Here is a 23,116-nt window from a genome sequence, read left to right as displayed (position 1 = left end):
CCGTCGGATGACCTGATGATCATGAACACTTTCCGTTCACATGGCACGGTTAGTGTTCATGATCATGGGGTGGGATCAGTTCTCGAGGTAGACGCCCTTGGTGGAGAAGACCGAGGTGAACGGCCAGAGCTTGAGATTCTTGACGTGCGGCTTGATCAGGAGGTTGTAGCCGCCCCAGAGCACCGGGATCTCCACGAACGCCTCATCACGGGCGACGGCGCACTCGACCAGCAGCTCGAACTGCTTGTCCTCGTCGGGCTCGGCCATCGCCTGCTTGGCCAGCTCGACGGCTCGCTCGCATTCCGGATAGCGGTTGCCGTCCAGGATCGCCAGGAACTCGTTCGGCGGCGCCCCGCTGTCGACGGCCGCCAGGAACTCCTCAGCGACGTCCGGTGGCACCAGGTTGATCCCGCCGATCCGCGACGACGCGGCGGGCAGGATTCGTTGCGCGGCCGACTGGAGCACCGGAGGTGAGACCGAGGTGTTCAGCTGGTAGAACCCGACGTAGTCCTCCGGCATGAGCTGTTCGATGCGCTCGATGAACAGACCACGCTCGATGTTGTCGATGGTGACGTCGATGCCCAGGTTGTCCCGCCACATCTGGCCGATCGCCTCGACCCATGGGGTGGACTGGTAGTCCATCAGGGTGATGGTCGGTAGCCCTTCGCCGTTCGGGAAACCGGCCTCGTCGAGCAGCGTCAGGGCACGGTCGACGTCGTACTCCACGCCGGGGATCTGATCGGAGCCCTCGATGACGTCCGGCACCATCGAGTTGCCGGGGACGGCGGGCTTGCTGATCTCACCCAGCGTCTCCCGGTCGATCGCGATCGACAGGGCCTCGCGGATCCGGACGTCGTTCAGCACCGTATTCCGGCTGTTCAGCATGATCAGCTGCCGCATCTGGTTCGGCGGCGCCGACATCAGCTCGTCGGCGACGTCCGAGGTGGTGACCGCCTCCAGGTCGTCCTCGATGCGACCGGTCACGTCGATCTCGCCGCTCTGGTAGCTGAGCAGATCGGACGTGGTGCCGCCGTCGTTGAACGTGACATCGATGCCGTCGAGGTAGTAATTGTCAGCGTCCCAGTAGTGCTCGTTCCGGGACAGCACGGCGCGCTGGTTGATCTGGAAGCGGTCCAGGACGAACGGGCCGTTGCTGACCCACTGGTCGCCGGTCAGCCAGCCGTCGTTGCCGAGTTCCTCGAGGGTCGGCGGGTGCAGCGGGAAGAACTGGTAGTGGGCGAGGTGGAGCAGAAGCGTCGGGTTCGGTGCCTCGAGCGTGATCTCGAACGTGGCGTCGTCCAGCGCCTTGACCCCGACGTCGTCGAAGCTCTCCGTCTCCCCGTTCATGTAGTCGCCGGCGCCGACCACCCGCAGGTTGCCCTGGTTGTACGAGGGGTTGTTCTCCCCGGCGATCCCGGGCGTGAGGATGCGCTGCCAGTTCCACAGGAAATCCTGGGCGGTCACCGGGTCGCCGTTGGACCACTTGGCGTCGGAGCGCAGGTGGAACGTGTAGACGAGCTGGTCGTCGGAGACGTCCCAGCTCTCGGCGACTCCAGGCAACACGTTGGACGGGTCGTCGGCGTCCAGTACGACGAGTCCCTCCCACAGCGCGGTCATGATGATCTGCCCGTTCGACGAACCGCCGGCGATGGCCGGGTCGATCTCGGGGACCGGGATCATCGAGACGCGCAGGGTGCCGCCCTGCTGCGGGGCGCCGTCGTCGCCGTTGCCGTCCCCCGAGTCGCCGGCGTCGCTGCCGCTACCCTCGCCGGAGTTGCCGCTGCTGCCGGAGTCACCGTCGAAACCGCATGCGGTGGTGGTCGCGCCGAGCGCGGCCAGCGACGCCGCGAGGAACGTGCGGCGCCGGATCGGGTGTGCCTGGTTCATCTGAACCTCCTGGGTAAGCGGATTTCACATCGCTGGATGACGCTGGCCGGCCGCGGACTCCGTCTGCGGGAGGCGCACCCAGTGTCGTGGCGTGACCTCAACGAGCTCGCCGACGTGGGTGTCGACCGCGGCGGCGGGTTGCCAGGGCACCGGATCGGTACGGATCGGCAGGACGGCGGCGAGGAGCGCCTTGGTGTAGGGGTGCCGAGGACGTGCGAAGATGTCGGCGGTGGGCCCGGCCTCGACGATGTGCCCGGACGCCATGACGATGACGCGGTCGCACAGTCGCTGGGCGACGGCCAGATTGTGCGTGATGAACAGCATGGACAGGCCCAGACGCTGCTTGAGATCGTCGAGCAGATCGAGGATCTGGGCCTGGATGGAGACGTCGAGCGCGGACGTGGGTTCGTCGCAGACGAGAAGTTCCGGTTCCAGCGCGAGGGCGCGGGCGATGGCGATGCGCTGCTGCTGGCCTCCGGAGAACTGCCGCGGGTACTGGCTGGCTCGCTCCGGGGGTATGCCCACCAGCTCGAGCAGCTCCGCGGCGCGCTTGCGCCGCTCGGCCGCTGTGCCGACCTTGTGCACGCGCAGCGGCTCGATGACGTTCGCGGCCACGGTCTGGTGGGGGAGTAGCGAGCCGTACGGGTTCTGGAACACCATCTGGATCCGCCGCCGCAGGCCGTACAGCTCCGCCTTGCGGGCGGCCAGCACGTCGTGCCCGTCGAAGGTCACCGCACCGGCGCTCGGCTCGATCAGCCGCATCAGCAACCGGGCGAGGGTGGATTTGCCGCTGCCGGACTCGCCGACCACGCCCACGGTCTCGTTGGCCCCGATCGTGATGCTGACGTCGTCGACGGCGCGGACGTCGCCGCCGCGGCCGTGGAAGATCTTCACCAGGTCGTTCGCCTGGACCAACACCTTGCGGGACACGGGCGCCGGCCGGTTCGCGTTCTGCGTCGCGGCCGCGTCGTCCGTGGCATCGCGGCTCTCATGGTCGTCCGCGGTGGCTGTCGTTTCCGTGCCCGTCTTCTCCGCGGCCGTCGTCTTCGCGGCGGATCGGCTGCGCGACGGTTCGGCGCGAAGGTCGACGTCAGGCGCCGCGTCCAGGAGCCGGCGCGAGTAGGGCTGCTCGGCGGCGGCGACGAACCCGTCCATGGTCGCCGTCTCCACCATCTGCCCGTCTTTCATCACGACGACGTCGTCGCACAGGTACCGGGCCACCCCGAGGTCGTGAGTGATCATGATCACTGCCAGGCCGTCGTCTCGGAGACCCTTGAGGACGTCCAGCACCTGGCGCTGGATGGTGACGTCGAGGGCAGTGGTCGGCTCGTCGGCGATCAGCAGGCGGGGACCGGCGACGATCGACATCGCGATCATGGCCCGCTGCCGCATCCCACCCGACAGTTGGAACGGATACATCCGGATCCGGCGCTCCGGCTCGGGTATGCCGACCCGGTCGAGGGCGTCGACGGCGCGGCGCACGGCCTCTTTCCGGTCGCAGATGCCGTGCCAGCGCAGGTGCTCGGTGAGCTGCACCTTGAGCGTGCGGGTCGGATTCAGCGCGGACATGGCGTTCTGGAAGATCATCCCGATGCCGGGGCCGCGGACGCGCCTGAGTTCCGACTCGGACAGGGCGAGCAGATCCTGGCCCTCGAAATGCGCCTCGCCGGACACCACGGCGCTGTCCGGGAGCAGCCGCAGCAGTGCGCGCATGCTGACGGTCTTGCCCGAGCCGGACTCACCGACGATCGCGAGCGCCCCGTTGGCAGGTACGTCGACGGAGAGGCTCGCCGCGGGAACGAGTTCGCCTGCCCGGCTGCGGAAGGCCACCCGCAGGTCACGTACCGAGAGCAACGGCCGCGCGGGACCGTCGGCCGATGCGCCCGCGGTGGTGCTGGAGGTGGTGACTGGATTCACGCCCGGTCCTCCTCGCTGGTGTCGAAGGCGTCTCGCAGACCGTCGCCGATCCAGGTGAAGGCCAGCATGGTGAGCCCGAAGAGCACGAGCGGCGCCACGATCAGCTGCGGGTTCCCGAGGACGTAGCCGTATCCGTCGACGATCATGCCGCCCCACGACGGCGTCGGCGGGGCGACACCGAGCCCCAGGATCGCCAGGCCGGACTCCGCGATGATCGCGTTCGGGATGCCGAAACTCGTCGCCACCAGCAACGGACCGACGGCGTTCGGAAGAATGTGCCGGATGGTGATCGCCACGCCGCCGGTGCCGATGGACCGGGACGCCTCGATGAACTCGAACGTCTTGATCTTCAGTACCTGTGCCCGGACCAGTCTGGCTTGGTTCACAAACGTCGCGGTCGCGATCGCGACGACGATCGCCAGCGGTGAGCGGCCCATGATGACGACGAGCAGCACCGCGAACAGGTAAGTCGGGAAGGCGTACATGACGTCGGTGAACGCCATCAGCCATTGCTCGACGCGGCCGCCCCGATAAGCTGCCCACATGCCGATGACCAGGGCGATAGCCAAGGCTAGGAGCTCGGCGGCGAAGCCGATCATCAGCGCCGTGCGCAGGCTGTAGATCAGCCGCGAGAACACGTCCCGGCCCAGCTCGTCGGTGCCGAGCAGGTGCCCGTCGGAGAACAACGGCTGAAACCGGTTGGTCAGGTCCTGCTCGGCATACGAGTACGGCGCCAGGATGGGTGCGGCGAGCGCGACCACGATAAGCAGGCCGATGAACACCAGGCTGCCCAGGGCGAGCTTGTTGTGCTTGAAGCGGGCCCACCCGCGCCCGAGCTCGCTCTGTCCGCCGGACGTGCCGGACGCGAGTGCCGAGCCGAGTGCGTCGCCCGTCGACGCGTTGTGCATGAGCTCGCTCATGGCCGCACCACCTCCATCGTGTCCGATGCGCCCGGTGATCGATCAGGGGCGGCCGGCCGGTCCGTGCCGGGCTCGCGACTCTTCGATGCGCGCAGCCGGAGCGGTCGCCTCGTGCGTCGCCAGCTACTGGACTGTTCATGCCGGATGCGAGGATCGAGCAGGCTGTAGGTCAGGTCGACGATCAGGTTGATCAGCAGGAAGACGAGCGCGAAGAACAACGTCGTGCCCATGAGCAACGGCATGTCCCTGGTCCGCGCCGCCGTGGTGAAAAGCCTGCCCAGGCCGGGGATGCCGAGCAGCGCCTCGATGAACACCGTCCCGGTCGCCAGCTGTGCGAAGATCGGTCCGACGATCGTCACCAGCGGAATCATCGAGTTGCGCAGGACGTGCCGGCCCAGCACGGTGCGCCGCTGCCCGCCCTTGGCGTGCGCGGCGATGACGTACTCTTCGCGCAGCTCTTCCAGCATCGACGTGCGTACGTACCGGGCCAGCATGGCGATCGGCTGGATCGCGAGCGCGACCACCGGGATGATCATGTACTCCGGGCCGGACCAGCCCCGGACCGGCAGCACGCCGAGCCCCACGGAGAAGATCAACACCAGCAGCAGCGCGAACAGGTATCCGGGCAGTGCCTGCAGCGAGGTCAGGGTGAAGATCGAGCCGTAGTCGGCGAGCTTGTCCTTCTTCACCGCGGCGAGCACACCGATCGGGATCGCGATCAGCAGGGTCAACAGCGTGGCGGGTACCGCCAGCGACAGCGAGACCGGGAACGCGTCGAAGATCAGGTCCTCGACGGTCGCCTGCGGGTAGCGGTAGGACGGTCCCATGTCGAGGGTGACGGCACCGCGCATGAATGTCAGGTACTGCTCCCAGGCCGGCACGTCGGCGCCGTAACGCTGGGCCAGTTCGCTGCCGGACGTCGCCGAGTCGCCGCCGAGGTCCGACGTGCCGGAGTCGGCCAGGTCGGCGAACGATCCCGGCACAAGCTGTAGCAGGCCGAACGTGATGAGCGAGACCGCGACGAGGGACAGGATGAGCCGCACGAGACGGCGAGCGAGATAGCCGATCATGGTCGCTCACAGCCGGCAGTGTGACGCTGGAGAGCGCATTCCCGGAATGCCACTCGAAGGTGGGCGGTCATGGTGCCTCCATCTGACTGCTCGGAACTGTGCGAGCGTTTGCACAAGGTTGCACGCACGGGTCAAGCCCGTCAATGGAATGACTTGGGTATCTCATGCGGTCGTCTCATCCGTACGCAGCAGGTCATCGGGGGTGCTGGCCGGGTCGAGGAAGAGCCACCCGTCCGGATGCCGGCGGAGCGCGCTGGCCGGGCAGTCCTCGCTGACCTCGCCGGTCAGCGCCCGTTGGACGGCGGCACGTTTCCGGGCGCCCGGCACCGAGCAGATCGCGACCGAGGCGCTGAGCAGGGCAGGAACGGTCACCGTGACCGCGTGCGTGGGCACGTCACCGACGGACGGGAAACACCCGTCGTGGACCTGCTGCCGGCGCGACGCCGGGTCGAGCTCCACCACCTTGACCGCGAACGGATCCTCGAAGTCGGCGATACCCGGATCGTTGAACGCGATGTGCCCGTTCTCGCCGATGCCCAGGCAGACCACGTCGATCGGAGCCTCGCCGAGCAGCGCCGCGTAGCGCTCGGCCTCCTGCGCGCCGTCGCCGTCCGGCCGCATCAGGTGGACGCGGCCGGGCCGGACGAAGGTATAGATGTGCTCCTGCAGGTACGTGCCGAACGCCTGTGGGTGGTCGGCGTCGAGTCCGACGTACTCGTCCATCTGGAACGCGGTGACGCGCGACCAGTCGACGTCGCGTTCCCGGCATAGTGCGTGCAGGACGGCATCCTGCGACGGCGCGGCGGCGAACATGATCCGGGCCTCGCCGGCATCGTCGATCCGCTGCCGCAGCGCCTGCGCGACCAGCGCGGCGGCGGCCCGGCCGGCGGCGTCCACGTGGTCGTGGACGCGCACGCGGAGCCGGTCGACGGTGGTGCTCCGTGCTCGGGTGATCTCAGGAGTGGACACCGGGTCTCCTTCACATCGTCGTCGACGTGCGGGCGTCGGCCGGCTCCCGCCGGTATGTGTCGACGTCCCAGGTCACAGGGTGGCCGAGCCGGGCGCTGCGCTGCGCGGCGAGCGCGACGGCGGTCGCGGCGAACGAGGCGTGCGCGGTCACGGCGGGTGGGCGGCCGTCGGTGAGCGCATCCAGGAAGTCGCGCGTCGCACTGCGCCGCCCCGGCAGCGGGATCTCGGCGGGCGGACGGTGGTGTGTGCCGAGGATGAGGCGATTGTGGATCCAGCGCAGCTCGGCCGTGCCGTGCGTACCGACGACGGTCATCGCGATGTCGCCGAAGTAGGGTGCGGCCTGGGGGCTCATCCAGTGCGCGTCCAGTGAGGCGAGCGGTCCGTCGTCGACCTGGATCACGGCGAGTCCGTGGTCCTCGAACTCCGGCACGTCGGCATGGCAGCGGTTGCCGGCGTAGCCGCGCACGGTGCCGCTGGCGGCGCCGGTCAGGTGCAGGAGCAGGTCGATGTCGTGGACGACGAGGTCGTTCAGGATCCCGCCGTACGTGTCGTCGTGGAACATCCACGCCGGCCGCTCGTCGCGGATGAGTTTGTGCGGCCCGGCACTCGTGACCATCACGATCTCACCGAGTTCGCCTGCATCGAGCAGTTCGGACAGCGCGAGTGTCGCCGGCAGGAACCGCTTCTCGAACGCGATGGTGAGCACCCGGTCGCCGCCTCGCCAGGCGTGATGGATGGCGTCGAGATCGGCCGGCGTCGTACACATCGGCTTGTCGGTCAGCACGTGCAAGCCGTGCCCGAGAGCGTCGGCGATGATCCGTCCGCGCGCGCCGAAGACGTCGCCCACCAGGATCGCGTCGAGCTCGCCCGCGTCCAGAAGCTGGGTGTGGTCCTCGAACGCGGCCACCCGGTAGCGCTGTGCGTATTCGGCGCGGAGCCGGGGGTCCCGCTCGGCCAGGCCGACGAGTTCGGCACCGGTGTGCGCTGCGGCGTCGTCGAGTATCGCGTCCATGTGCGGATGCTGCACTCCGGCGATGCCGATTCTGATCGTCATATCCCGTCACCGTCCATCGTGGGGTGAGTTGCGGTTGAGGGGCGGTCCGAGGCGACGCGTCCGTCGGGGGTCGGCCGGAGGAGGATGCCACGCATCTCCGATGCGAGCGTTTGCACACAATTGCATGGCACGCTCTGGAGTGTCAATGTTGCGATAGGGAGGCAGGGAATGACTCCTGCCATCGCGCGGATACTCTCGCGCCGGAGAGAAGGGACGCGGGCATGGCCAGGACAGCCTCGTTGAAGGCGGTCGCCGCCGAGGCGGGAGTATCGATCTCCACCGTTTCCCGGGCCTTCACCAGGCCGGAGCTCATCGGCGCGGACACCCGCAAGCAGATTCTCGCGATCGCCGATCGGCTGGGTTACCGACCCAACCGATCGGCTCGCGGGCTGGTCACCGGACGGACCGCGCTGCTCGCCGTGCTGCTGCCGGACATCGCCAATCCGTTCTTCCCGCCGCTGGTGCGGGCGGTCGAGGACACCGCGTATGAGAAGGGCTACTCGGTGCTGCTGATGGACACCGATGAACATCCCGAGCGCGAGTCGAAGATGCTGCGGGACCTGGCCGGCCAGGCCGACGGCGTCATCGTCTGCTCGCCGCGGTCCCGGGCCGGGGTGATCCGGGAAGCCGCTGAGCGGACGCCGGTGGTTCTGGTCAACCGCGCGGTCGACGGCATCGCGTCGATCACCTGCCGGACCCGGGACGGCATCCGGCAGACCGTCGACCATCTGCACGCCCTCGGGCACCGGGACATCGTGTACGTGTCCGGCCCCGCGTCGTCGTGGTCGGACCGGGAACGGCGGGACAGCGCGCGGCGGCAGGCGCGCAAGCTCGGCATGGCGTTCGAGGTGCTCGGACCCTATCCGGCGACGTTCTCCGGCGGCATGCTGGCCGCCGACGCGCTGGCGGCCAGCGGCGCCACGGCCGCCGTCGCGTTCGACGACATCATGGCGATGGGGATCCTGCGCCGGCTGACCGAACGGGGCTTCGACGTACCGGGGCAGTTCAGCGTGAGCGGCTGTGACGACATCCTGTTCGCGGCGATGGCGTATCCGCCGCTTACATCGATCGCCAGCCCGATCGCCGACGCGGGCCGCACGGCCGTCCGGCTGCTGGTCGACCAGCTGGACGGTCTCATCACACGTGACCAGCAGCTTTCGCTGTCCGGCGAACTCGTGGTGCGCGGCTCGACCGGTCCGGCCCCGCGGCACGACGAGCGGCGCGAGGCGCGGCGGGCGTCGCGATGAGTCTGTCCTGAGACCTCCCCGTCCTGCGGACGACCGGTGGCGTGCGAGGGTTGACAGGCCGCGACGCCGTCGACAGCATGGCCAGACCGCTGCAAGCGCTTGCACGCCTGCGCCGACCGTCGCGCCGAGGAGCCACCTGTGCACGTTCAAGGACCATCCGACACCGCTCAGCAGCCGATCCGCGCGGCCATCGTCGGCACCGGAGTGATCGCCGAGGTCGGACATCTGCCTGCGGTGCGGGAGCTCGGCCACGAGATCGACCTGGTCGCCGCCGTGGACGTCCAGCCGGAGACGCTGCACCAGTTCGCCGATCGCTGGGGTATCCGCGGCCGATACACCGCGCTCGGCGAGATGCTCGCGGCGGAAGCCCCGGAGCTGGTGATCGTCGCGACCCCGCCGGTGCTCCACCGCGAGCATGTGGCGGAGGCGCTGGCCTCGGGTGCGTGGGTGCTGTGCGAGAAGCCGCCCGCGTTGTCGCTGGCCGAGTATGACCAGATGGTCGCGGGGGAGCGGGAGGGAGGACCGTATGCGCCGATCGTCTTCCAGCTGCGTTATGGCCCCGGCGCCCGGCACTACCGACGGCTGTTGACCGGCGGCGTTCTCGGGCGTCCGCTGGCGGTGCACTGTCAGACCACCTGGTTCCGCGGGCCGGACTATTTCGAACCGGCGTGGCGCGGGAACTTCCGCGGCGACGGGGGACCGGCCATGGCGCTGGGCATCCACAATATCGACCTCATGCTGACCATGGTCGGCCCCTGGCGGGAGGTCTCCGCGTTCGCCGCCACGACCAGCCGCGACATCGCGACCGATGACGTCAGCACGGCCGTCGTCCGGTTCGAGTCGGGTGCGCTGGGCACCGTGGTGAACAGCGCGGTCTCACCGCAATCGGTCAGCCGCCTGCGCATCGACACCGAGCTGGCGACCGTCGAGCTGACGCACCTGTACCGGTACCGAAACTCCGATTGGACCTGCACGCCGGCCGACGGCGTCGCCGAGCAAGCGGTGGCGGAGTGGGCCAACGACCTGCCCGACGAGGAGACGAACCACCTGTCCCAGCTGCGTGCCGTCGTCGCCGATCTCCGGGCCGGACGTCGCCCGGAGACCAGCGGCGACAGCGGACGGGCGGCGTTGGAGCTGATCACCGCGCTGTACGCGTCGGCGTTCACCGGACGCACGGTCAAGCGCGGCGAGATCGGCGTGGACGACCCCTTCTACCACGCTCTCGACGGCCAATTGCCGTGATCATCAACTGTTGAGCCGATCATGACCGGTCCAGCAGTTTGGTGATCAACGTGCATGCAAGATGGTATCGTTGCATGCATGGAGACTAAACCCATACAGATCCGCGACGTGCCCTCCGACGCCCTCAACGTGATGCGGATGCGCGCGTCCGCAGAAGGCATGAGCCTTACTGCCTACCTCCGGCGGATGGTCATCGAAGCGGCCGCTCAGCCCACCGTGGCGGAGGTGCTGGCCCATGCGGCGCAGAGGCCGTCGCCGGGGCTCAACATGTCCGACATCGTGGCGGCGACCCGTGCCGGGAGGGGTGAGTGAGCGCACTCGTCGTCGACAATTCGGTGATCGTTTACGCGCTCATCGAAGCTCGGTCCAACGATGTGCTTCGCCAACGATTGTCTGCCCCACGAGTTCTATACGCGCCTCATTTCATCGACTTCGAGTTCGTAAACGCGTTGCGTGGCCTTGTTCTCGGCGGCAAGCTCACGACCGACCGAGCTAACGACGCGCGCACGGATTTCGCCGACCTCAGTATCCAGCGCTATCCCGGGGCGGTGATCGCTGAACGCGCTTGGGAACTCCGGCACAACTTCACCGTCTACGACGCCGCGTATATCGCGCTGGCCGAGCTACTGGACTGCCCGCTGCTGACGGGCGACTCCAAACTGATCGGATCCCATAGAGCGAATGTCGAACTTTACCCAAGCAGCTGACTTGTGGGAGAAGTCGGCTATACGAGGATGGCGCGGTGGGTGCGGCCGTCGCGAGCGCTGGTGTCGACAGTGATGGTGATCGTGCGGCCGGACTTGCTCACCTGCACGGTCGGGTCGCTCGACGACGGACTGTACGACGTGCCGCTGAGCGTGACCGTGACAGAGTCGAGGCGGTGTGTCGCATTGGCGACACCGACCCACAGCTCGTTTCCCTGCTGGGAGAGGACGACGGAGGCGTTCTTGTCGGTGCCGAGCGTGGCGCCGCCGCCGAGCTGGACCGTGTAGCCGCCGGAGAAGAAGTTCGCGCCGGTGAAACCGAGATGTGGCACGTGGATCGCGTGCACGTTCGTGGTCTTGGCCAGGATCTCGACGCCGGGGTCGGCCGCGCGGGCGGCGGTCTCGGCGGGTGTCGCGCCCGGGAGCAGCAGATACCCGTACTCGCGGTTCGTAGGTGCGCGGCCGTGGCCGAAGTACACGGTGACGTAGCGGCGGGTGTACGGCGTGTCGTCGTGGGTGGACCAGTACGGGTTGATGTCCAGCCAGGTCGCGGTGCGTTCCTCGCGTGCGGCGCGCAGCGGGCTGCCGTTGGCCGCGTCGAGCAGGACGTAGCCGGCGACGTCCTCCAGATGCAGCCAGCCGGGCCGGCCGAGGTATTCGTCGTCGCCCAGCCCCAACGGGAAGACCTCGCCGTCGACGGTCAGGGCGTTCGTGCCGGTCTCGTGCAGGTTCCGGTTCTCCAGCACGGATTGCACGGTGTAGTTCTCGGTGGACGTGATCTTGGTGCCGAGCGCCACGATGCAGTCGTCGAGGCAGAACCACGACTTCAGCGCGCTCAGCGAGTGTCCGCCCGGCCCCTTCGACATCCGCATGCCGGTGGCGGCGAACTCACCGTCGACGCACGCGCCCCCGCCGAAGTGCCCGTAGGCCTTGCGCCAGTCGCCGTCCGGCATGTCGTCGCGTCGCTGAGCGGTGGTCCCGGGCAGCCGCAGCGGATCGACGGTCGGCCAGTACGCGTCGCTGAACTGCGCGTTGTCCGTGCGCACGTACAGGTATGTGGCGCCCCGGTTCTGGTACCAGCCGTGCTGATTCTCGCGATTCGCCTCGTAGGCACCGTGCACCCCCTCGCGCGCCATCGCGACGGTGAACGCCCAGCCGTCGCGGCGGTGGATCGGGCGGGCGACGCTGGACATGAGCCGGTGCCCGACCGGCTCGGGCGTAGGCGTCAGACCGGCGTCGTTCATCAGGCCCTTGAACAGGGCGAGCCGCCGCAGGTCGGAGGTGGCGGTGGGATCGACGAACTCGTCCCGGGTGAACCAGCCCACGCACATCTCGCGCCAGGCCTTGGCCCGGCTGGCTCCCACGGCGCCGGCCAGCGTGAGGATGCCGTCGGCGATGCTGATGGCCGGGCCGTGCTCGACGCTGTTCTTACGTGACACGGCGCGCCCGCACATGTTGGAGAACAGCTGGTTGTCGAAGATCGTCGGTGCGTAGCAGTTCTCCACCGCGTCGAACATGATCTCCACATCGGGATCGGTGACCTCCCACGGCGTACCTGCCAGCAGCGTGATCAGGGTCGCGGCTCCCTGCAACAGGACCCGCCCGTAGGTGCCGGTGTAGGGGATCGATGTGTGCTGGATGAAGCCGCCGTCGCGGTAGTACCCGTCGCCGGACGTGGTGTACTCGAAGACGCCGCTCAGCGCGTCCCGTCCGTCGGCCACGCGCGCTTCGGTGTGGTCGAGTGCGCCGCGGATGATCACCACCTCGCACAGGTCGACGCGGTTGCCGCCGGTGGAGAGCTTGTGCTTGGGATGGCTCGGCGGATAGTTGTAGCGCGGGTCCGGCACGAACCAGTCAACGGCGGCGGTGTGCCGTTGCATGATGCTGGAGCCGACGTGTGCGTGCAGGATCGTCAGGGCGTCGTTGAGGTACTGCGGGATGGCGATCTCGTGGTTGTACCAGCTGTCGTCTTCCGGCTCGCCGGCGACGTAGTTGTGGGTCAGGACGGTGTCGACGGCGTCGAGCATCGTGTCGCGGAGGGCGGCGTCGCCGTAGTACGACGAGCCCTCGGTCGCCCACGACAGCGCCATGGCCTTGATCCGCGAACACGACTGCGCGACGCCGCGTGAGCGGAGGGTGTCCGCCGGGTTGTACGGGATGTCGGTGAACACCGCGGTCCGGTTCGGGTCGGGATCGACCAGGGCGAGGGCATTGGCGGTGGCGGTGTCACGCTGGGTGATGGCGGCCTGCACGTCGGGATCGCCGAGGTCCTGCGGTCCGCCGGTGAGGACATCGACCCAGGCACTCCGCAGCGCCGCGTAGGCGGCGTCGGTCGCTGCGGCGGCGAGCGGTGCGGCGGCGAGCGGTGCGGCGGCGAGCGGTGCCGCCCATCTGGACATCGCTCCGGTGGACAGGACGGCGCCGGTCGACGCCGCGCCGATGAGGAGACTGCGTCTGGGCAGGGGACGGTGATGGCTGGTCACGGGTGACCTCCAGGGGAGAAGGGTTCCAGGGCGGCGGGTGCCGCGTCAGCCGGTCGGTTCGAACACGAGGTCGATGGTTTCGGTCGGTCGCGCCCCGCACGAGGATCGGATCACGAGCTTGGGCTGCAGGCGCACGTCGCAGGCGACCGCCGGGCCGCCGTCCTCCAGCCGGCGGACCAGCAGGTCGGTGGCGAGCCGACCGAGCTCGTACTTGGGCGGCGACACGGCCGTCAACGGCACCTCGGCCACGTGGGCGAACTCGTCGTCGAAGGTGATGACGGCGACGTCGTCAGGAACCGGGTGGCCGTGCTTGCCGAGTTCACGCACAAGCGTGGCGGCAAACGGATCGCCCAGGCAGAACACCGCATCCAGCTGCTCCCGGGCACATGTCGTGACGTATTGCCCGACCTCGGCCATCGACAGGGTGGGACGGCGGAGGACGGCCCCGTCGATCACCTCCAGGCCGAATTCCCGCATGGCGTCGAGAAATCCGCGGAAGACACGTGTTCCAGGTGCCGAGCTCAGATGGCCGATGTGCCCGATGCGGCGCCGGCCGAGCGCGGTGAGGTGGGCGATCGCGGCACGCACTCCGGCGGCTATGTCGGTCCGGACGGAGGACACGTCGGTGCTGTCGGCCGCGTCGGCGGCGGGATCGTCGAGCCGGCGCTCGATCAGGAAGTACGGGACCGGCAGTTTGCTTAGCCGCGAGACGTACCTGGCCGGGTCGGGCGCGCGATGCAGACTGGGGACCAGGAGCATGCCGTCCACGCTGGAGCCGAGGAACCGGTCGATCTCGGCGAGTTCGCGGTCGGCGTCATAGTACGAACACGCGATGACGACGTCCACCCCGCGACGCGACGCCGCTTCCTCGATCCCGGCGATCACCTGCGGGTAGTAGTACGTGAGCGACGGAACGAGGACGCCGACCGCGCGGCGTACCTGCCGATCGGCCGACGTCCGCAGGACGTAGGTGCCGCTGCCGTGCCGACGGTCCAGCAACCCGTCCTCCACCAGGCGAGCCACCGCACGCCGCACCGTATTGACGCCGACGCCGTGCGCCTTGGCGAGCTCTGGCACCGCCGGCAGTCGAGACCCGACCGGGAGCGTGCCGCGGTCGATGTCACGCCGGATCATCGACGCGAGCATGCGGAACCGCGTCCCGTGCGGCGCCTCGCTCAGTGCGGTGGTGTCCGGCATGTTCAGATCCTGCGCGCTAGGTCATACCCCGTCAATGGCATGACTCGGGAATGACTCGCATCCAGTGCTCCCGAACGGGCGCGAGCACGGCGTGGCATCGGGCATGCTGAGGGAGCGATCGCACAACCCCATGATCATGAACAGTAACCGTGTACATAGCACGGTTACTGTTCATGATCATGGGGCCGAGCAGGTATGAGAGTGCGGAGGTCCGGATAGTGAAAACCGGCGGACGGCTGAACGTGCTGCTGATCATGGCCGATCAGATGTCGGCGGACGCGATGAGCTGCGCGGGTAACCCTGACGTGCACACGCCCGCGATCGACTCGCTGGCCGCGGCCGGCGTCCGGTTCGACAACGCGTACTGCACCAGCCCGCTGTGCGCCCCGTCCCGGGCGTCGATGATGACCGGGTTGATGCCGTCCGAGCTGGGGATCGACGACAACGTGCAGGTTCCGGACCGGCCGTTCCCGGAGCGGTCGCTGGGACGGGTCTTCGCCGATGCCGGCTATGACTGCGCTTACGGCGGCAAGTGGCACGTGCCGGGAGCGGCGCACGAGGCGTCGGCGGTGAGCGGGTGGGCCGGTGCGCCAGAGGGGTCGGTGGCCAGCGGTTTCACCGAGATCTATGGCGGCAGCCATGAGGGCCTGGCGGCCGCATGCGCGGAGTACCTGGCCGCTCCGGATCGGCGAGACGCGCCGTTCCTGCTGGTGGCGTCGTTCAACGAGCCGCACGGGATCTGCGAGTGGGCACGCGGTCAGGCCCCACCGTCGGGGGAGGTGCCGGACGTCGACTGGCGAGAGCTGCCGGTGTTGCCACCCAACTTCGCGCCCGGCTCGGAGGAACCCGAAGCGCTTCGGCTCGTGCAGCGCTACGCCTGGACCGTCCACCCGACGCAGGGCTGGGACGAGGAGCGGTGGCGACGCTACCGGTACGCCTATTTCCGGCTGTGCGAGCGGGTCGACGCCGAGATCGGGTCGTTGCTCGCGGCGCTGGATTCGTCCGGGCTGAGGGAGGAGACCGTCGTCGTCTTCACCTCCGACCACGGCGACATGCAGGGCGCGCATCAGTGGAACCAGAAGAAGAATCTGTATGAGGAGTCGGCCGGCGTGCCGTTCATCGTCGTGCCGCCGGGCGACGCGCCGAACGGGGCGGCGAATCGCGACGGGCGCGTGCGCGGGGCGGCGGATCGCGACGAAGGGGTGGTCGACGCACGGGTACGCGAGGAGCTGGTCTCGGTCGGGCTCGATCTGCTGCCCACGCTGTGCGACTACGCCGGCATCGCCCCGGATCCGACGTGGGCTGGAACGAGTGTGCGCCCGCTGGTCGGGTCCGCGTCGCACGTGCATCCATCGTGGCGGGATCAGGTGATCGTCGAGACACAGTGGCGGTTTCCCGGCCTGATGCCACCACCGGTGATGTCCGGTCTGATCGCCCGCATGCTGCGAACGTCGCGGTACGCGTACATGTGCCATTCCTGGGGGCTGCATCGGGAGCAGCTGTTCGACCTGCGCCGCGACCCGGGGGAGATGACGAACCTCGCCACCGACGGTGCTCATCAGGGCATCCTGGCGGAGCACCGCCGACGCCTGGCCGAGCACTGTGAGGCACGGGGAGACGGGTTCGCCCGCTACGTGCCCGGGCCGGACGCGGCGCCACGTTGAACCCTGTATCGGTGGGCGGCTGTGCCCGCTCCGGTGTGAACCTCGGGCCTGAACGGTGCTCCGCCGCCGGCCGCGGAACGAGCAGGCCGACAGCGCTGCAAGCGGTTGCAACCTGCTCGATTGCGCCGGTAGGGTGTGGGTACCGAGAGCGGAGAACGGCGTGCGACGGCGGTACGCGGCCACGCCGCACTCGCCGGACGTGGACGAGAGGAGCGCGGTGAGCAGCGAACCGATCGGCGTGGGCGTGGTCGGCATGGGGACGATCGGTCGCCGGCATGTCGAGGCCCTGGGGCACCTGGAGGGCGACGTCCGGTTGGTGGCGGCCAGCGGTGGCGCCGCGTCGACGCTCGCGGAACTCGGCCAGGCAGACGCGGTCCATGTCAGCCCGGACGAGGTGATCGCGCATCCCGACGTCGACGTGGTGGTGCTGTGCACGCCGAGCGGGCTGCACGGCGAACAGACGCTGACCGCCCTGCGCGCCGGCAAGCACGTGGTGGTGGAGAAGCCGCTGAGCGTCGACGTCGCCTCGGCCGAGGAGGCCGTGCGCGTGGCCGAGGAGCGGGGTCTCTTCGTCAGCGTGATCTCGCAGCGCCGGCTCGAACCGCAGAGCCAGTACGTCAAGCGACTCGTCGACGAGGGGACCCTCGGGCGGCCGGTGCTGGGCGAGGCGTTCGTGCACTGGCTCCGTGACGACGCGTACTACGCCCACGCGGCCTGGCGCACGCGGCAGGATCAGGGCGGCGGATCGCTGATGAACCAGGGCCTGCACAGCGTTGACCTGCTGGCCTGGCTGATGGGGCCGGTTACCCAGGTCACCGCCCAGTACGACACGCTCGGGCACGACATGGACGCCGAGGACACCACCGTCGCCACGCTGCGCTTCGCCTCCGGCGCGCTGGGCACCGTCGTCACCTCGACAGCGACGCCGCCGGGTCGCCCCGCCACCATGAAGCTGTTCACCAGCCGGGGTGCGGCGGAGTTCGCCAACAGCGACGTGGTCAGCTGGGACTTCGACGGCGTCCCGGCGCCGCCGGAGCCGAACGCGGCGCCCGGTAGCGGAGCGTCCGACCCGTCGGCGATCGGGCTGGCCGGGCACCTGGCGCAGTGGCGGGACATCGTCGACGCGTACCGGTCCGGACGGCCACCGGCGATCGGCGCTCGCGACGGCCTGGCCACCGTCCGGCTGCTGTGCGGCATCTACGAGGCGGCCGAGACGGGGCGGGCCGTCACACTGGACCAGCCGGACGTGCCTGTGGCGGCCCAGACACTGGAACGGTCCCCGTGACATCACCACACCGGTCACGGCATCGTTCGTCGCAGGCGGCGGTGATTGTCGCCATGAAGGAGCTCTCGTGATCCAGCTAGCCGTGGCCGGCATGGCCCACCCGCACGTCAGTTACGTGTTCTCGGAGTTGCCGCACCGCCCGCAGGTGCGGCTGGTCGCCGCTTCCGACCCCGACCCGGCCAACCTCGCCCGGTATGCCGACAGTCTCGGCGACGTGCCGACGTACGCGGACCACCGGGAGCTGCTGGACCAGCACGACGTCGACGTGGTGGCGGTGAACGGCGTCTACGTGGACCGGGCCGGCGTCGTCGTCGATGCACTGCGCGCGGGGGCGCACGTGCTGGCGGACAAGCCGTTGTGCACGTCGCTCGACCAGCTGTCCGCGATCGAGGACGCCGCGGCCGACAGCGGGCGGATCGTGTCGGTGATGTTCGAGAAGCGCGGATACCCGGTCACGCTGGCCGCGCGCCGGCTGCTCGACGCCGGGACGCTCGGTGAGCTGGCCCTGATCGCGAGCACCGGGCCGCACGCACTGAGACACGGCAACCGCCCGCCCTGGTTCTTCACCCCGGCATACGGTGGCGTCCTCGCCGATCTGGCGGCGCACGACGTCGACATGGTGCTGGCGCTGACCGGTGCGCGGGACGGCTACGTCGTCGGCGCCACCGGCAAGCGCGCCTATCCGCAGTATCCGGATTTCCACGACCACGCGTCGATGCTGCTGCGCGCGGGGCCGGTGACGGCCACGATCGACGCGCATTGGCTGGCTCCGGAGGCGGGCAACGGCAACGGCCGTTACCAGATGCGGCTCGTCGGCACCCGCGGCACCGCGGAGATGCGCTGGACGGAACGGCAGCTGGAGGTCGCGACGCACGACCAGGACACCTGGCTCGAGCCGTTGCCGCCGGGACGCCGGCCGGCCGAGGACTTCGTCGGCGCGTTGCTCGACGGCACACAGCCGGAGGTCGGCACCGCCGAGTCGATCGACGCCACCAGGATCGCGCTGCTGGCTCAGCACAGCGCGGACAGCGGGGGAACCGTCGAGGCCTGGAAGATCTGACGACGACCCAGCGGCCGCCCCACCCTCCCACGGCCCCGGCGGCCTGCGGTGCTGTCGATCGTCCGGTCCCATGTCACCGCTCGCGCGAGTGGCGCGAAAGAATGGCCCGAGTGTGAGTGTCCGCGGCACGAGTGTGCCAGGCAAGACCACGACGACGAGAAGAGGCGGCATGCCGATCACCCCGACCGGAACCACGCGGCAGCTTCGCGCCGACGACGAGACGTTGACCTGGGAGGGTGCGGTCGAGGTCGAGCACACTCCGGACTGGTCGCGCGGGTGGCGGCTGCAGCACAGCCGGCGGGACCTCTTCTCCGAGCAACTGCGCCTGCGGGCGCTGATGCAGGCCGGCGTCCGGGTCGTGTTCGGCACCGACGCGACGTCCGTCCGCGGCCGTGCCGTCGTGAGCGACCTGGACGGTATGGCGCCTGTGCAGGACCTGCCACCGGTGGATCTGGTGGTGGACGGGCGTGACGTGGACTCGTCGCCGGTCCGGCCGGACGGGACGTTCGGATTCGAGGTGCCGGCGGGGGAGAAGACGGTCGAGCTGTGGTTACCGCAGTTCGGCGACTTCCGGCTGGCAGCGCTGGAGATCGACGACGACGCACGGACGTGGCGGGCCCCGCGCCCGGAACGTCCGAAGCTGATCACGTACGGCAGCTCGATCACGCAGTGCCGCGCGGCCGCGTCGCCGACCCGCACCTGGCCGGCCCTGGTCGCGCGTGAGTTGGGTATGGACCTGACCTGCCTGGGATACGGCGGCCAGTGCCACCTGGACCCGATGGTCGGGCGGATGATCCGCGACATGCCGGCCGACGTGATCGTCGCCTGCCTGGGGATCAACGTGCACAACCAGGGCACCTTCAACGAGCGGTCGTTCCTGCCGGCCGTGCTCGGCATGCTCAGCACCATCCGGGACGGACATCCGGGGGTTCCCATCCTGGTGATCTCGCCGATCGTCTCGCCGTCCCGGGAGAACGAGCCGAGCGCGGCTGGTATGACGCTGACGCAGATCAGGGGCAACGTCGAGGAGGGCGTGCGACGCCTGCGCGAGCACGGCGACGACAACCTCCACCTCATGCACGGGCTCGATGTGCTGGGACCGGACCACGCCGACCTGCTCTTCGACGGGCTGCATCCGGACACGACCGGCTACGCGCACATGGCCGCGGCGATCGCGCCCGCGGTCCGCAAGCTCGTCGGTTGACGCTGACGCGGGTCAGGCGATGTGCGGCAGCTCGTCGGCGGTGACGGTGTGCAGCGGCGGCAGACCCGTCGCGTAGCGTTCCAGCTCGTCCAGCGCGGTGTCGACCAGCCGGTGGATCTCGGTGTCTTGCGCACCGGCGACGTGCGGTGTGATCAGGACGTTGGGCAACTCCCAGAGCGGGGAGCCGGCCGGAAGCGGTTCAGGCTCGGTGACGTCCAGGATCGCCGACAGCCTGCCCGACGAGCATTCGTGCTCCAGCGCGGCGGTGTCGATGATCACGCCGCGCGCCGTGTTGATGACCGTGCCGCCGTCGGGGATCAGGGCGAGGCGCTCCTTGTCCAGCATGTGCCGGGTGCTCGGCAGCGCGGGGGCGTGGACACTGACGATCTCGCTGCGCCGGAGCAGGTCATCCAGCTCGACGAGGCGCGCGCCGGACGCCTCGACCCGGTCGGCGTCGGCGAACGGGTCGGCGACCAGCACGTCAAGGTCGAACGGCCGCAGCAGGTCGACGACGCGCCGGCCGATACGGGAGTACCCGATGATGCCGACCGTGCGGCGATAGTTCGACTTGTCGCCGTCCGGGCGCACCTTCTCGGTGCGGTCGTGCCGGAACAGCGCGGCCGACTGCAGGACGCGCTTGCCCGCGAACAACACGGCGGCGAGCGTGTACTCGGCCACCGGGATCGCGTTCGCCTCGGCGGCGGTGGTGACGAGGATCCCGCGTTCGTAGCAGGCCGGGGTCACCAGGTGCTTGACGGTGCCGGCGGTGTGCAGGATCGCGCGTAGCCGGGGCGCCGCATCCAGCACTGTTTCGTCCACGACCGGCGCGCCCCACCCGGTGATCAGCACGTCGACCTCGGCTAACCGGACCCGCTCGTCGGCGGTGTCGAGTGCGGCGGCGCGCAGCGGTGTGCCGACATCGGCGATCGTCCGCAGCCGGGCGAGCCGCTCGTCGTCGAAGCCGGTGCGGTACGCGTGGTCGCCCATGACGAGCAGGACGGATGGCCGGTGGTCGCTGCTCACGGGCACTCCTTATTCCGGTCGAGTCCGGTGCGCCGTGCGACGACGTGCGGGCGCACGGCGGCCGGCTGCATCGCGCTGTCGGGGTGGGGCCGGTGTCGGCCGCCGGCACATGGACGATCCGGCACGCGGACGGGGGCATGCAATGGAAAACGCATTCCCGTAGAGTGAGTTTACCAGCTGACGTCTGCACCGCACTTGCTCGCGGTGCCGGGGAGAAGGGCACGCCATCCTGCTGTTCCATCACGCTGCGTACGCTGACGGCCGACGAGGTCATCCGGGTGGCACGACGCACGGCGCGGCTGCGCCGCATGCAGGACGGTACCGATGACTGGACCGGATCGGATCGCCGGCGCCGCCACAGACCGGGAGCCGGCAGACCGGGCGCCGGCAGACCGGGAGACGACGGATGGAGGGGCGGCGCCCACCGAGTTCGACTTCAATGCGTGGGCGTTCTGGTCGTCCGCCGGCGCCGTCCAGCAACGCGAACAACTCGAACACCAGCAGACGCTGGCCGGCGGCCGTGCCCGGCTGGGGGAACGGTGCTTCGTCTCGCCACATGCCGCCTGCTACGTCGACCGGCTGGAGATGGGCGACCGGTCCTACATCGCGGCGTTCGCCTACGTGACCGGCGACGTACAGATGGGCGCGGACTCGACGATCAACCCGTACGCGGTGGTCCGGGGCGATATCCGGCTCGGCGACGGCGTCCGTATCGGAGCGCACGCGTCGTTGCTGGGGTTCAACCACTCGATGGAACCGGATCGACCGGTGCACCGGCAGCCGCTGACCAGCGCCGGCATCAGCGTCGGCGACGACGTGTGGATCGGCTCCAACGTGGTGGTCGTCGACGGCGTGACCATCGGCGAGCACAGCGTGATCGGTGCGGGTGCGGTGGTGACGAAAGACGTGCCGCCGTGGTCGGTGATGGCGGGCAATCCGGCGCGCCGGCTGCGCGACCGGCGGGAGCCACGAGGCGGACCGGCACCGGCAACGAAGAAGAGTGGCTCGGCGGGTGCCGAGGCCGCCGGATCGTGGCTGGACCGGCTGGGGACGTTCGCCCGGATGGTCCGAGAACAGGCCGACGACGTGCTCGCTCGCTGCTGGCGGCGGGAGGAGAACGACCGCGACGGAGCTGCGCCGGCCGGATCCGCACAAGGCGGTGACGGGTGGTTCGTGGACCGTCCGGGCCGGCCGCCGACGGTGCGGGCGCTATGTGACGCCGTCGAGATCGCCGACCTGCTCCACGGCCGGGCACCGCTCCAACTGCCCTCCGAGACGATCGTGCAGCGTCTGCGCGGTTGGCAGGATCCGCAGACCGGGCTGGTGCCGCAGCTCGCCGTCTCGGCCGACGACGGCGAGGTCAAGCCGGGACGGCTGCATCGCGCCGGGCATGACCTCGGCGGCGGCGAGGCGCGCTACCACATCCTGTCCGTCGGGTATGCGCTCGACCTGCTCGACGCCTCCCTCGCTCACCCGATCGCGGCCGTCGACGAGATCACGGCCGACGAGCTGATCGCGACGCTGGAGCGGTTGCCGTGGGAGGAACGGGCCTGGCACGCGGGGGATTGGATCGACTGCTTCGGCACCGGCCTGTACTGGAACCGGCACCTGTTCGGGCGGCGCGGCACGCTGGAGACGTTGGTGGGCTGGCTGCACACACACGTCGACGTGGCCACCGGCATGTGGGGCGGGATCACGGCGGCGCAGGGACGGCGCCAGCTGGTCAACGGCTACTACCGGCTCACACGCGGCACGTTCGCGCAGTTCGGGCTGGGCGTGCCGTATCCGGAACAGGTCATCGACACGGTGCTGGCACACTCCCGTGACGGGCGCTGGTTCGGCGACGACCGAGGCACCGCATGCGATGTGCTGGACGTGGTGCATCCGCTGTGGCTGGCCGGCGCTCAGACGGATTACCGCCGGAGTGAGGTGCAGGCGTGGGCGGCAGCGCAGCTCGATCGAGTGCTCCGGTATTGGCGGCCGGGCGCCGGATTCAGTTTCGCCCTGGTGCCGGGTCCCGGCTTCGACGGCGAGGCAGGGCTGCAGGGGACCGAGATGTGGCTGGCCATCACCTGGTATCTGGCGGACGTCCTCGGGGCGTCCGGTGCGCTCGGCTACCGTCCACGCGGCGTGCACTGCCCCGAGCCGCGCGAACCGCGACGGGACCAGAGTGGGTGAGATGTCCGGATC

The 23,116-nt window shown here is 69.4% G+C and carries 18 protein-coding genes; 9 read left to right on the top strand and 9 right to left on the bottom strand.

The window, feature by feature from the left end; all coding sequences use genetic code 11:
- Window positions 1-75: 75 nt before the first annotated feature.
- From G1H10_RS18865 to G1H10_RS18840, 6 genes are all read right to left on the bottom strand, one after another.
- The gene (locus G1H10_RS18865) at window positions 76-1,887 is read right to left on the bottom strand and encodes a peptide ABC transporter substrate-binding protein (RefSeq protein ID WP_163740613.1); all 1,812 of its coding nucleotides are present in this window, start codon (window positions 1,885-1,887) and stop codon (window positions 76-78) included.
- A gap of 24 nt (window positions 1,888-1,911) precedes the next feature.
- Window positions 1,912-3,804, bottom strand: coding sequence for a dipeptide ABC transporter ATP-binding protein (locus G1H10_RS18860; RefSeq protein WP_163740611.1), 1,893 nt, complete (start codon window positions 3,802-3,804; stop codon window positions 1,912-1,914).
- Window positions 3,801-4,724: an ABC transporter permease gene (locus G1H10_RS18855; RefSeq protein ID WP_163740609.1), complete on the bottom strand. Its 924-nt coding sequence runs from the start codon at window positions 4,722-4,724 to the stop codon at window positions 3,801-3,803. The genes G1H10_RS18860 and G1H10_RS18855 overlap by 4 nt, the downstream gene beginning before the upstream one ends.
- Window positions 4,721-5,794: an ABC transporter permease gene (locus G1H10_RS18850; RefSeq protein WP_174264477.1), complete on the bottom strand. Its 1,074-nt coding sequence runs from the start codon at window positions 5,792-5,794 to the stop codon at window positions 4,721-4,723. Before G1H10_RS18850 ends, G1H10_RS18855 begins: the two co-directional genes overlap by 4 nt.
- Window positions 5,795-5,956: 162 nt before the next feature.
- The gene (locus G1H10_RS18845; RefSeq protein ID WP_163740607.1) at window positions 5,957-6,763 is read right to left on the bottom strand and encodes a 6-phosphogluconolactonase; all 807 of its coding nucleotides are present in this window, start codon (window positions 6,761-6,763) and stop codon (window positions 5,957-5,959) included.
- 10 nt (window positions 6,764-6,773) lie between these two features.
- Window positions 6,774-7,817, bottom strand: coding sequence for a Gfo/Idh/MocA family protein (locus G1H10_RS18840; protein ID WP_163740605.1), 1,044 nt, complete (start codon window positions 7,815-7,817; stop codon window positions 6,774-6,776).
- Window positions 7,818-8,038: 221 nt separating this feature from the next.
- On the opposite strand from G1H10_RS18840, the gene G1H10_RS18835 reads away from it, so the two are divergent.
- The 4 genes from G1H10_RS18835 to G1H10_RS18820 all read left to right on the top strand — a co-directional run bounded on the left by G1H10_RS18835 (window position 8,039) and on the right by G1H10_RS18820 (window position 11,013).
- Window positions 8,039-9,064 (top strand): LacI family DNA-binding transcriptional regulator, encoded by a 1,026-nt coding sequence (locus tag G1H10_RS18835; protein ID WP_163740603.1) that lies wholly within the window; start codon window positions 8,039-8,041, stop codon window positions 9,062-9,064.
- 138 nt (window positions 9,065-9,202) lie between these two features.
- A complete protein-coding gene (locus G1H10_RS18830; protein ID WP_163740601.1) occupies window positions 9,203-10,306 on the top strand; it encodes a Gfo/Idh/MocA family protein in 1,104 nt (367 codons plus the stop codon).
- A 78-nt stretch (window positions 10,307-10,384) separates the two neighbouring features.
- On the top strand, window positions 10,385-10,618 hold the full coding sequence (locus G1H10_RS18825) for an antitoxin (RefSeq protein WP_163740599.1): 234 nt from the start codon (window positions 10,385-10,387) through the stop codon (window positions 10,616-10,618).
- Complete coding sequence (locus G1H10_RS18820; protein ID WP_163740597.1) at window positions 10,615-11,013, top strand: type II toxin-antitoxin system VapC family toxin; 399 nt, start codon at window positions 10,615-10,617, stop codon at window positions 11,011-11,013. The genes G1H10_RS18825 and G1H10_RS18820 overlap by 4 nt, the downstream gene beginning before the upstream one ends.
- Window positions 11,014-11,030: 17 nt before the next feature.
- Here the strand turns inward: G1H10_RS18820 and G1H10_RS18815 are convergent, their stop codons facing one another.
- Entirely contained in the window at window positions 11,031-13,493 is a 2,463-nt protein-coding gene (locus tag G1H10_RS18815; protein WP_163740595.1) for a polysaccharide lyase 8 family protein, read from the bottom strand.
- 45 nt (window positions 13,494-13,538) lie between these two features.
- Complete coding sequence (locus tag G1H10_RS18810) at window positions 13,539-14,690, bottom strand: substrate-binding domain-containing protein (protein WP_163740593.1); 1,152 nt, start codon at window positions 14,688-14,690, stop codon at window positions 13,539-13,541.
- Window positions 14,691-14,869: 179 nt separating this feature from the next.
- Here G1H10_RS18810 and G1H10_RS18805 point away from each other — a divergent pair, with 179 nt between their 5' ends.
- The 4 genes from G1H10_RS18805 (at window position 14,870) to G1H10_RS18790 (ending at window position 19,903) form a co-directional block, all read left to right on the top strand.
- Window positions 14,870-16,354 carry a sulfatase family protein gene (locus G1H10_RS18805; RefSeq protein ID WP_163740591.1) on the top strand — a complete coding sequence of 495 codons (1,485 nt, stop codon included), beginning with the start codon at window positions 14,870-14,872 and terminating at the stop codon, window positions 16,352-16,354.
- A 217-nt stretch (window positions 16,355-16,571) separates the two neighbouring features.
- On the top strand, window positions 16,572-17,639 hold the full coding sequence (locus G1H10_RS18800) for a Gfo/Idh/MocA family protein (protein WP_216853418.1): 1,068 nt from the start codon (window positions 16,572-16,574) through the stop codon (window positions 17,637-17,639).
- A gap of 67 nt (window positions 17,640-17,706) precedes the next feature.
- Window positions 17,707-18,699 (top strand): Gfo/Idh/MocA family protein, encoded by a 993-nt coding sequence (locus tag G1H10_RS18795; RefSeq protein ID WP_163740589.1) that lies wholly within the window; start codon window positions 17,707-17,709, stop codon window positions 18,697-18,699.
- A gap of 169 nt (window positions 18,700-18,868) precedes the next feature.
- Window positions 18,869-19,903 carry an SGNH/GDSL hydrolase family protein gene (locus tag G1H10_RS18790; RefSeq protein ID WP_163740587.1) on the top strand — a complete coding sequence of 345 codons (1,035 nt, stop codon included), beginning with the start codon at window positions 18,869-18,871 and terminating at the stop codon, window positions 19,901-19,903.
- Window positions 19,904-19,915: 12 nt separating this feature from the next.
- On the opposite strand, the gene G1H10_RS18785 is transcribed toward G1H10_RS18790, so the two are convergent.
- Window positions 19,916-20,926 (bottom strand): hydroxyacid dehydrogenase, encoded by a 1,011-nt coding sequence (locus G1H10_RS18785; protein ID WP_216853417.1) that lies wholly within the window; start codon window positions 20,924-20,926, stop codon window positions 19,916-19,918.
- 324 nt (window positions 20,927-21,250) lie between these two features.
- Between G1H10_RS18785 and G1H10_RS34030 the strand changes: the two genes are divergently transcribed.
- On the top strand, window positions 21,251-23,104 hold the full coding sequence (locus G1H10_RS34030; RefSeq protein ID WP_163740585.1) for an acyltransferase: 1,854 nt from the start codon (window positions 21,251-21,253) through the stop codon (window positions 23,102-23,104).
- The last annotated feature ends 12 nt before the right edge of the window (window positions 23,105-23,116 follow it).

It is taken from the genome of Phytoactinopolyspora halotolerans (assembly GCF_010550675.1).
Lineage (GTDB): Bacteria > Actinomycetota > Actinomycetes > Jiangellales > Jiangellaceae > Phytoactinopolyspora > Phytoactinopolyspora halotolerans.
Note: the sequence above shows the minus strand (reverse complement) of the source record. Positions and strands in the feature narration are given on the sequence as shown.

What these genes read in the sequence shown, in the direction of transcription:
- G1H10_RS18865 (WP_163740613.1), bottom strand. Translation starts at nt 1,887, where the DNA reads ATGAACCAGGCACACCCGATCCGGCGCCGCACGTTCCTCGCGGCGTCG.
- G1H10_RS18850 (WP_174264477.1), bottom strand. Translation starts at nt 5,794, where the DNA reads ATGATCGGCTATCTCGCTCGCCGTCTCGTGCGGCTCATCCTGTCCCTC.
- G1H10_RS18805 (WP_163740591.1), top strand. Translation starts at nt 14,870, where the DNA reads ATGGGGCCGAGCAGGTATGAGAGTGCGGAGGTCCGGATAGTGAAAACC.
- G1H10_RS18790 (WP_163740587.1), top strand. Translation starts at nt 18,869, where the DNA reads ATGCCGATCACCCCGACCGGAACCACGCGGCAGCTTCGCGCCGACGAC.
- G1H10_RS18810 (WP_163740593.1), bottom strand. Translation starts at nt 14,690, where the DNA reads ATGCCGGACACCACCGCACTGAGCGAGGCGCCGCACGGGACGCGGTTC.
- G1H10_RS18840 (WP_163740605.1), bottom strand. Translation starts at nt 7,817, where the DNA reads ATGACGATCAGAATCGGCATCGCCGGAGTGCAGCATCCGCACATGGAC.
- G1H10_RS18855 (WP_163740609.1), bottom strand. Translation starts at nt 4,724, where the DNA reads ATGAGCGAGCTCATGCACAACGCGTCGACGGGCGACGCACTCGGCTCG.
- G1H10_RS18825 (WP_163740599.1), top strand. Translation starts at nt 10,385, where the DNA reads ATGGAGACTAAACCCATACAGATCCGCGACGTGCCCTCCGACGCCCTC.
- G1H10_RS18835 (WP_163740603.1), top strand. Translation starts at nt 8,039, where the DNA reads ATGGCCAGGACAGCCTCGTTGAAGGCGGTCGCCGCCGAGGCGGGAGTA.
- G1H10_RS34030 (WP_163740585.1), top strand. Translation starts at nt 21,251, where the DNA reads ATGACTGGACCGGATCGGATCGCCGGCGCCGCCACAGACCGGGAGCCG.